This window comes from Anoxybacillus sp., assembly GCF_036834105.1.
In the GTDB taxonomy this organism is placed as follows: domain Bacteria; phylum Bacillota; class Bacilli; order Bacillales; family Anoxybacillaceae; genus Anoxybacillus.
The window spans coordinates 1-7,672 of the sequence record NZ_DAITON010000109.1 but is presented as its reverse complement, the minus strand read 5'-3'; the positions used below and the strand labels follow the sequence as shown (position 1 = coordinate 7,672).

Annotated in this window: 8 protein-coding genes; 7 read left to right on the top strand and 1 reads right to left on the bottom strand. The window is 44.1% G+C overall.

What is annotated here, in order from left to right; translation table 11 throughout:
- The 5 genes from V7Z64_RS10325 to bioC all read left to right on the top strand — a co-directional run.
- A partial coding sequence (locus V7Z64_RS10325; protein WP_334110320.1) for a FecCD family ABC transporter permease occupies window positions 1-492 on the top strand: 492 nt, incomplete at its 5' end.
- Entirely contained in the window at window positions 492-1,502 is a 1,011-nt protein-coding gene (locus V7Z64_RS10320; RefSeq protein WP_297988791.1) for a FecCD family ABC transporter permease, read from the top strand. The genes V7Z64_RS10325 and V7Z64_RS10320, both read left to right, overlap by 1 nt.
- 66 nt (window positions 1,503-1,568) lie before the next feature.
- Window positions 1,569-2,738 carry an 8-amino-7-oxononanoate synthase gene (gene bioF / locus V7Z64_RS10315; protein ID WP_297988770.1) on the top strand — a complete coding sequence of 390 codons (1,170 nt, stop codon included), beginning with the start codon at window positions 1,569-1,571 and terminating at the stop codon, window positions 2,736-2,738.
- Complete coding sequence (locus V7Z64_RS10310) at window positions 2,735-3,415, top strand: alpha/beta fold hydrolase (protein WP_297988772.1); 681 nt, start codon at window positions 2,735-2,737, stop codon at window positions 3,413-3,415. The genes bioF and V7Z64_RS10310 overlap by 4 nt, the downstream gene beginning before the upstream one ends.
- A complete protein-coding gene (gene bioC / locus V7Z64_RS10305) occupies window positions 3,408-4,175 on the top strand; it encodes a malonyl-ACP O-methyltransferase BioC (RefSeq protein ID WP_297988774.1) in 768 nt (255 codons plus the stop codon). The genes V7Z64_RS10310 and bioC overlap by 8 nt, the downstream gene beginning before the upstream one ends.
- On the opposite strand, the gene speD is transcribed toward bioC, so the two are convergent.
- Window positions 4,168-4,941: an adenosylmethionine decarboxylase gene (gene speD, locus V7Z64_RS10300; protein ID WP_297988776.1), complete on the bottom strand. Its 774-nt coding sequence runs from the start codon at window positions 4,939-4,941 to the stop codon at window positions 4,168-4,170. The two genes, bioC and speD, sit on opposite strands and share 8 nt — an antisense overlap.
- A gap of 109 nt (window positions 4,942-5,050) precedes the next feature.
- Between speD and V7Z64_RS10295 the strand changes: the two genes are divergently transcribed.
- Both V7Z64_RS10295 and V7Z64_RS10290 read left to right on the top strand, forming a co-directional pair.
- Entirely contained in the window at window positions 5,051-6,880 is a 1,830-nt protein-coding gene (locus V7Z64_RS10295; protein ID WP_297988779.1) for a monovalent cation:proton antiporter family protein, read from the top strand.
- Window positions 6,881-7,000: 120 nt separating this feature from the next.
- On the top strand, window positions 7,001-7,654 hold the full coding sequence (locus V7Z64_RS10290) for an HAD family hydrolase (RefSeq protein WP_442885158.1): 654 nt from the start codon (window positions 7,001-7,003) through the stop codon (window positions 7,652-7,654).
- The last annotated feature ends 18 nt before the right edge of the window (window positions 7,655-7,672 follow it).

Below are 7,672 nucleotides of genomic sequence, written 5' to 3'. Positions count from 1 at the left end.
GGACTTATATATAAAGTATCAAAAGACGTATCGATGTGGACGGCTGGCGGAATGATGGGAACAACATGGAATGAATTGAAAATCGTTACGCCGTTTATTTGTTTCGCCATGCTTATCGCTTTCTGGCAAAGTAGACAATTAACGATTTTAAGTATGAGCGAAGACGTAGCTGTCGGGCTCGGTCAGCAGCTGACGCGCGTAAAAACGATTCTTTTTCTCGTTGTTATGATGTTAGCCGGTGCATCGGTAGCCCTCGTCGGGAACTTAGCGTTTGTCGGTTTAATGATCCCACATCTCGTTCGTTCGTTTGTCGGAACAGATTATCGTTTCATTTTGCCGATGAGCGCCATTGTTGGGGCAACGTTTATGTTGTTTGCGGATACCGTCGCACGAACGATTCACGCCCCGTATGAGACGCCTGTTGTGGCAGTTGTAGCGGTCATGGGGCTTCCATTTTTTCTTTTCGTCGTGCGCAAAGGAGGAAATATGTGATGATTGCACCTCATTTACGAAAAAAACAGCGCGTCATATTGCTCATTCTTGTTCTGTTTATCTGTGCAACAGCTGTGATCAGCATGGGAATCGGCTATTCTTCTTTATCTTATGACCGATTGATTCCTGTGCTTTTCGGTGAAGGAACGTTTAAAGAACAATTTGTTCTCTTTTCTATTCGTCTGCCAAGAATTGCAATTACGTTGCTCGCAGGGATGGCTTTAGCGATGTCTGGAGCTATTTTGCAAGTTGTGATGCGCAACGATTTAGCAGATCCTGGTGTGGTTGGCATTAACGCAGGGGCAGGTGTGGCAGTAGCGCTTTTCTTTTTATTCATTCCGATTCAAGCTACATCGTTTGCTTATATCATTCCGTTTGTTGCTTTTTTAGGTGCGCTATTCACAGCAATCATGATTTACATATTGTCATACAATAAACAAGCGGGACTTCAACCGATTCGACTCGTGTTAATCGGGATCGGTTTTGCAACGGCGTTTTCCGGTTTGATGGTTGTCCTCATTTCAGGGGCAGATCGTACGAAAGTCGATTTTATCGCGAAATGGTTAGCTGGAGGCATTTGGGGGCTCGATTGGGCGTTTGTCCTCGCTTTATTGCCATGGCTGATCGTTCTCGTCCCGTTCATTTTATATAAAGCACCTCGTTTAAATGTGCTGCAATTCAACGACCCGGTAGCGATCGGCATCGGTGTGTCGCTCGATCGCGAACGGCTTGTTTTGCTGTTAGTGGCAGTAGCGCTCGCTGCGTCCGCCGTCTCGGTCACAGGTGGCATTGCATTCGTCGGTTTGATGGCGCCGCATATTGCCCGCGCGCTTGTTGGACCGCGCAATGAGCTTAGTTTGCCTGTTGCGATGCTCATGGGCGGCGCGTTATTGTTGCTCGCTGATACAATTGGACGCAATTTAGTTGAACCGGATGGACTTCCTGCCGGTGTGCTCGTTTCCCTTATCGGCGCTCCTTATTTTGTATATTTATTATGGAAAAAGAAATAGGCGTATGGTACGATAATTGTAAACTTTTTTATTTTAAATGTTTACAAAAAAGGGGGGAGAGGAACGTTGTGGGAGGAATGGCACATCCATCTCGAACAGCTAGCGGAAAAAGCGCAAAAGCGAACATTAGTTGAAGTGGAAAGTGATGGTTGTTTCATACATATGGACGGCCGTCCGATGCTTAATTTTTCATCGAACAACTATTTAGGTCTGGCCAATGACGAACGGCTTATTCACGCAAGCGTTGAAGCAGTGAGGAGATACGGCGTTGGGGCGACTGCTTCACGGCTTGTTGTCGGAAATCATCCACTATATGAACAAGCGGAAACCGAACTCGTCCGTTGGAAAAGATGTGAAGCTGCACTCATCATCCATAGCGGATATACCGCTAACGTCGGCATTCTATCTGCCTTAGCTGGGCGAGATACAGTGATTTTTAGCGATAAATGGAATCATGCGAGCATCGTTGACGGTGCTATATTAAGTCGCGCGGAAGTGAAGCGCTATCGCCATGCTGACGTCGATCATTTAGAGGCGCTATTAAAAAAAGTAGAAGGACATAAACGAAAGATAATTGTTACCGATACGATTTTCAGCATGGATGGAGACGTTGCACCGTTGCGCGAACTCGTCTCGTTAAAAGAGGCGTACGGTGCTTTACTCGTTGTTGACGAAGCCCATGCGAGCGGAATATATGGGGAAAACGGGGAAGGAATGGCATATGAACTTCAACTAGCACAACATATTGACGTGCACATGGGAACATTCAGCAAAGCGCTTGGCGTATATGGGGCATATGTAACGGGAACACGCGTCTTGATTGATTATTTCATCAATACGATGCGTCCATTCATTTTTACAACAGCATTACCTCCAAGTGTGCTCGGCGCCATTTATGCCGCGATTGACGTTGTACAAAAAGAGCCAATGCGGCGTTACCATTTACGTGCTTTAAGCAATCGTTTCCGCACGCGTCTTCAACAGGCCGGATTTCATATTGGTGAAAGCACGACGCACATTGTACCAATCATTGTTGGTGAGAACGAGAAGGCGCTCGCATTTAGTGCGCGCTTGCGTGAACGTGGCATTGCCGCAGTTGCGATTCGTCCCCCAACGGTTCCAGAAGGTACAGCACGCATTCGCTTTTCCCTTATGGCGACGATGACAAACGAACAAATCGATTGGGCGCTTGATCATATTTGTGCGGTCGGAAAAGAAATGGGGTTGATCTCATGAACGTTTTGATGTTGCCTGGCTGGGGGATGAAAGGCGATGTGTTTTCTCCGCTTATCGAGGCGCTTCAGCTAAAGGATGTCACGATCGTCGAATGGGAAAGCATGCGCGATGTCAATCACTTTTTAACGAAAGCAGAAGAAGCATTAACCGTCCCTTCGCTCGTTATTGGTTGGTCGCTTGGGTCGCTCGTTGCTTTGCAGCTTGCGACGCATCCGTATGTTACCCATCTTGTATGCATCAGCGGTACGAGCCGCTTTACGACGACAGAACATTATGGTGCGGGGTGGCATGCGCGCATTGTGGAACGGATGAAGGCGCAGCTCGTGCGCCAACCAAACAAAACGATCCAATCGTTTATTGATATGTTATGGGGGAAGGAAGATGCAGAGCCATTTCCGTATATGCATCATCACATTCCAGATTTGTTGCTCGGACTAGACTATCTACTCACGGCAGATGTGCGCGACCAGCTACAACGCATTCGCGTGCCGCTGTTACTTATTCACGGAGAGTGTGATCGCATTTGTCCGCCGCAAGCCGCTCAATACATAGATGAACGAACAAACCATTGTACGTTCATGCTTATGCCAAATGTCGGACACGCTCCTCATATCACACAGCCGCATGCGTGCGCTCATATGATTCAAACGTGGTTAGGCGGTGGAGTAAATGATTGATAAACAATTGATGCAAAAGCGATTTAGCGAACGGGCGAAGACGTACGATCAATTTGCGAACGTACAAAAAAAGATGGCGCATGAATTAATCGCGCGCATTGCTCGTCCACCAAAAACGATTTTAGAAATCGGCTGCGGCACAGGGTATTTAACACAATTGTTGCACAACGCTTATCCGCATGCGAAGCTAACAGCTGTTGACATCGCCCCAGGTATGATTCAAGTGGCGAAACAAAGGCTTGGCGACGCGCCGATTACGTGGTTATGTGCAGATGTGGAAGAAGCACCGATCGACGAAAGGTACGATGTCATCATTTCCAACGCGACGTTTCAATGGTTCGTCCAGCCGAAACGAACGATTGCTAAATTTGTTAATCAGCGGAACGACGGAGGTCAGCTGCTTTTTTCCACATTCGGAAACCGAACGTTTTACGAGCTGCACACATCATTTGCTTACGCTTTAGCGAGCGAACATATTGATGAGCCGCTTCGTATCGGTCCATCGTTTCCGACGTTTGCCGATTGGCTTCACATGCATCCTTATGCCCGGGGGCATGAGCGCATGGAAGTAGAATATTTTCCGTCGGTACGCGACTTTTTCTTATCCCTTCGCCACATCGGTGCAACGAATAGCACAACCGGGCGATATTGCCAAAGGCCGTCTGTATTTAAAGCGATGATGAAACAATATGAACGGCAATTTTCAGAAGACGGCTTCATTCGGGCGACGTATCATTGTATTTGGATTGACATCACTTAGGTGGTGTCATATTTTTTCCGTAAAAAATTTCATCCATTTCGATGCGCAATTTATGTGTAATCGCATCCGCTTCCTCTTTTGTCAGTTGATCTTTTGATAGCTCAAACAAATAGCTATCTAAATCAAACTCGCGCAATTTGCATTTCGTATGGAAAATATGTTCCTGATACACGTTCACATCAATCATATCGTATTGTTTCCGAATGTCATCGGGGATGTAGTTTTGAATGGATGTAATGTCATGATCGATAAACAGCTTTTTCCCCGAAATATCGCGCGTAAACCCGCGCACGCGATAGTCAATAATCATAATATCGGTTTCAAATGAGCGAATTAAATAATCGAGCGCTTTTAATGGTGAAATTTCCCCGCACGTTGCGACATCAATATCAGCGCGAAACGTACTAATTCCATCGTTCGGATGATATTCTGGATATGTATGCACGGTAATATGGCTTTTATCAAGAGCACAAACGACTGCTTGCGGCACAGGTGGCTCTTCTTTTGGAACTTCAATCGGGCTTTCAGATATAAGCATCGTCACGCTTGCCCCTTGAGGAACATAATCTTGCTTGGCGATATTCAAAATGTGCGCTCCAATCATATCCGACACGTCTTTTAAAATATTCGTCAACCGTTCGGCATTATACACTTCATCAATGTACGCAATATATGCTTCCCGCTCGCTTGCACTTTTCGTGTAACAAATATCGTACATATTAAAACTAAGCGATTTTGTTAAGTTGTTAAATCCGTGTAGTTTCATGATCGCTCTTCCTTTCTTTTTTCTTATATTGCCCCGTTTGCGCAAAAAAATTGTAACTTTGCTCACAAACTTATATAATGGTCAGAAAGATCGGAAGGAGGAATAAAGGATGCATGCATCGTTTTCATCATTAGTTATCGTTCTTGTTGTCGCCTTCCTCACGCCACTTGTATTGCATCGTTTTCGCTTGCATATGATTCCTGTCGTTGTGGCGGAAATTATTGTAGGGATCATCATTGGGAAAACGGGGTTGAATATTGTTGAACAAGATATGTGGCTAGAGACGTTATCGACATTAGGATTTTTGTTTTTAATGTTTTTAAGTGGGTTAGAAATCGATTTTTCTGCCTTTGCGAACAAAAAGAAGAGGAAGGAAGAAAAAGAGCCAAATGCGTTTGTCGTCGCTTCTATTGTATTTGTCGGCATTTTTCTTGTGTCGCTCGGTCTTTCTTACATATTTGTTTGGCTCGGTTACATCGACAATGCCTTTTTAATGACACTCATTATTTCTACGATATCGCTTGGCGTCGTCGTCCCAACTCTCAAAGATGCGCAACTAATGAAGACAACCATTGGACAAACCATTTTATTAATTGCGGTCATTGCAGATTTAGTCACGATGGTGTTGCTCGCTGTTTTCGTATCGACGTACGACCCGAGTCATGGAAATACATGGTTATTACTCGGTTTATTTCTTGTTGGTGTTTTGTTTTATTTTGCAGGAAAATATTTTAAAAAACGTTCGTTTATCGAAACGATGGCAAAAGGGACAATACAAATTGGTACGCGTGCTGTATTTGCGCTTATTATCGTTCTCGTCGCTTTATCTGAAACGCTTGGAGCCGAAAACATTTTAGGGGCGTTTCTTGCTGGTGTGCTCGTTTCCTTATTGGCACCGAATCAAGATTTTGTTCATAAGCTCGACTCATTCGGCTACGGCTTTTTTATTCCGATTTTTTTCGTGATGGTTGGTGTCAATTTAGACTTGCGACCGTTGTTTACGCAATTGGATATTTTATTGCTCATTCCGCTTTTATTTATCGCACTTGTCATTTCTAAAGTCGTTCCGGTGTACATGTTGCGCATTTGGTACAATCGAAATACGACGCTCGCAGCAGGATTTTTACTGGTCTCCACGCTTTCGCTCGTCATTGCGGCTGCAACGATCGCAGAGCGAATAGGAATGATTGATGAAAATATGAAAGGTGCTTTAATTTTAGTCGCTGTACTCACGAGCGTCGTTTCCCCAATTATGTTTAAAAAGTTATATCGGGTGGAAAGAGGGGAACAGAAAAAGGTTGTCAAAATCATTGGGACAAATCAGTTTACACTTGCGGCTGTCCGTGATTTGCGCACAGATGAATATGAACCGACGTTATACCATATTCGCCAAGATAAAATTGAACAAACGGAGCATATTTTCCCGATTGTCGATATCGATGATTATTCATTTGAGACGCTACAAGCACACGGGGCTCTAACTGCTGATATCGTTGTTATTTTGACAGGTAACGAACAAACGAACGCTCAGATCGCAACGTGGGCGAAAAAACAAGGGGCTTCCCGCGTCATCGCCTTTGCCGAGTCACCATCGGTTGTTCAACAACTAAAAGACGATGGTGTTGAAACAATTTCTCTTGCCCTATCAGCAGGAGCGATGTTAAAAGCGTTCATCGAATCACCAAATGTTGTCCATATGTTGACGCATCGCGACATTACATTGCATGAAATTGAAATGAACAATTTTGCTTATCACGGTGTACTCCTCCGCCAATTCCCGTTTTTAGGTGACTGTATCATCGTCCGTATTTTCCGTGGACACGAATCAATCGTTCCACACGGGGATACTGAGATGCGCATGGGTGACCGTATGATTGTTACTGGTTCCGAGGAATATGTAAAAGAATTACGGGAGTTGTTAAACGGTGACGTGGGGTAACAAGGCGGAATGGCTAGTTGTTCCGCTTTACATGCTTTGATGGGTAGCTGAGATAGATGATTCTGTTTGAAAATTCTTTGTCAACGGGTTAGAAAAGTTGTAGGAAAGGGGAAATCTGTTTTGATTAAAGCGGTCATTTTTGATTTTGATGGGTTAATTATAGATACAGAGACAGCTTGGTTTGAATCGTTTAAGGAGGCATTAGGTACGTATTGTGTGGATTTACCGCTGGAATGTTTTGTTCAAACTGTTGGAACAGGAAATGATGCGCTTTATGAATTTGTTCGACAACAGCTTGGTGAACGTTGTAATATTGAAGAAATTGAGGAGAAAGCTGCTAGATTTTATGAAATGAAAATGGAAAAACCTGAGGCGCGTGAAGGAGTAAAACAATATTTGGAGGAAGCTCAAGAATTAGGATATAAAATAGCCATTGCTTCAAGTTCTAAAAAAGAATGGATCATCCATTATTTAAAGAAATTAGATCTGCTATCTTACTTTGAAGTCATTGTTACAAGCGAAGATGTAGACAAAATCAAGCCAGCTCCCGACTTGTATTTGAAAGCGTTGGACGCTTTAGGTGTCCAACCTGACGAAGCAATAGTGTTTGAAGATTCCTTAAACGGCCTTCAAGCTGCCTTAGCAGCAGGGATCAAGTGTGTCGTTGTACCTAACTCAGTCACACAATCGTTAGCCTTTGAACAACACGCTTTAAGATTGAGTTCAATGGCAGAAAAACGTTTAACAGACGTGATCAAGCTAGTCATGGGATAATGTCCAATGCATACTATC

What these genes read in the sequence shown, in the direction of transcription:
- V7Z64_RS10320 (WP_297988791.1), top strand. Translation starts at nt 492, where the DNA reads ATGATTGCACCTCATTTACGAAAAAAACAGCGCGTCATATTGCTCATT.
- V7Z64_RS10310 (WP_297988772.1), top strand. Translation starts at nt 2,735, where the DNA reads ATGAACGTTTTGATGTTGCCTGGCTGGGGGATGAAAGGCGATGTGTTT.
- bioC (WP_297988774.1), top strand. Translation starts at nt 3,408, where the DNA reads ATGATTGATAAACAATTGATGCAAAAGCGATTTAGCGAACGGGCGAAG.
- speD (WP_297988776.1), bottom strand. Translation starts at nt 4,941, where the DNA reads ATGAAACTACACGGATTTAACAACTTAACAAAATCGCTTAGTTTTAAT.
- V7Z64_RS10295 (WP_297988779.1), top strand. Translation starts at nt 5,051, where the DNA reads ATGCATGCATCGTTTTCATCATTAGTTATCGTTCTTGTTGTCGCCTTC.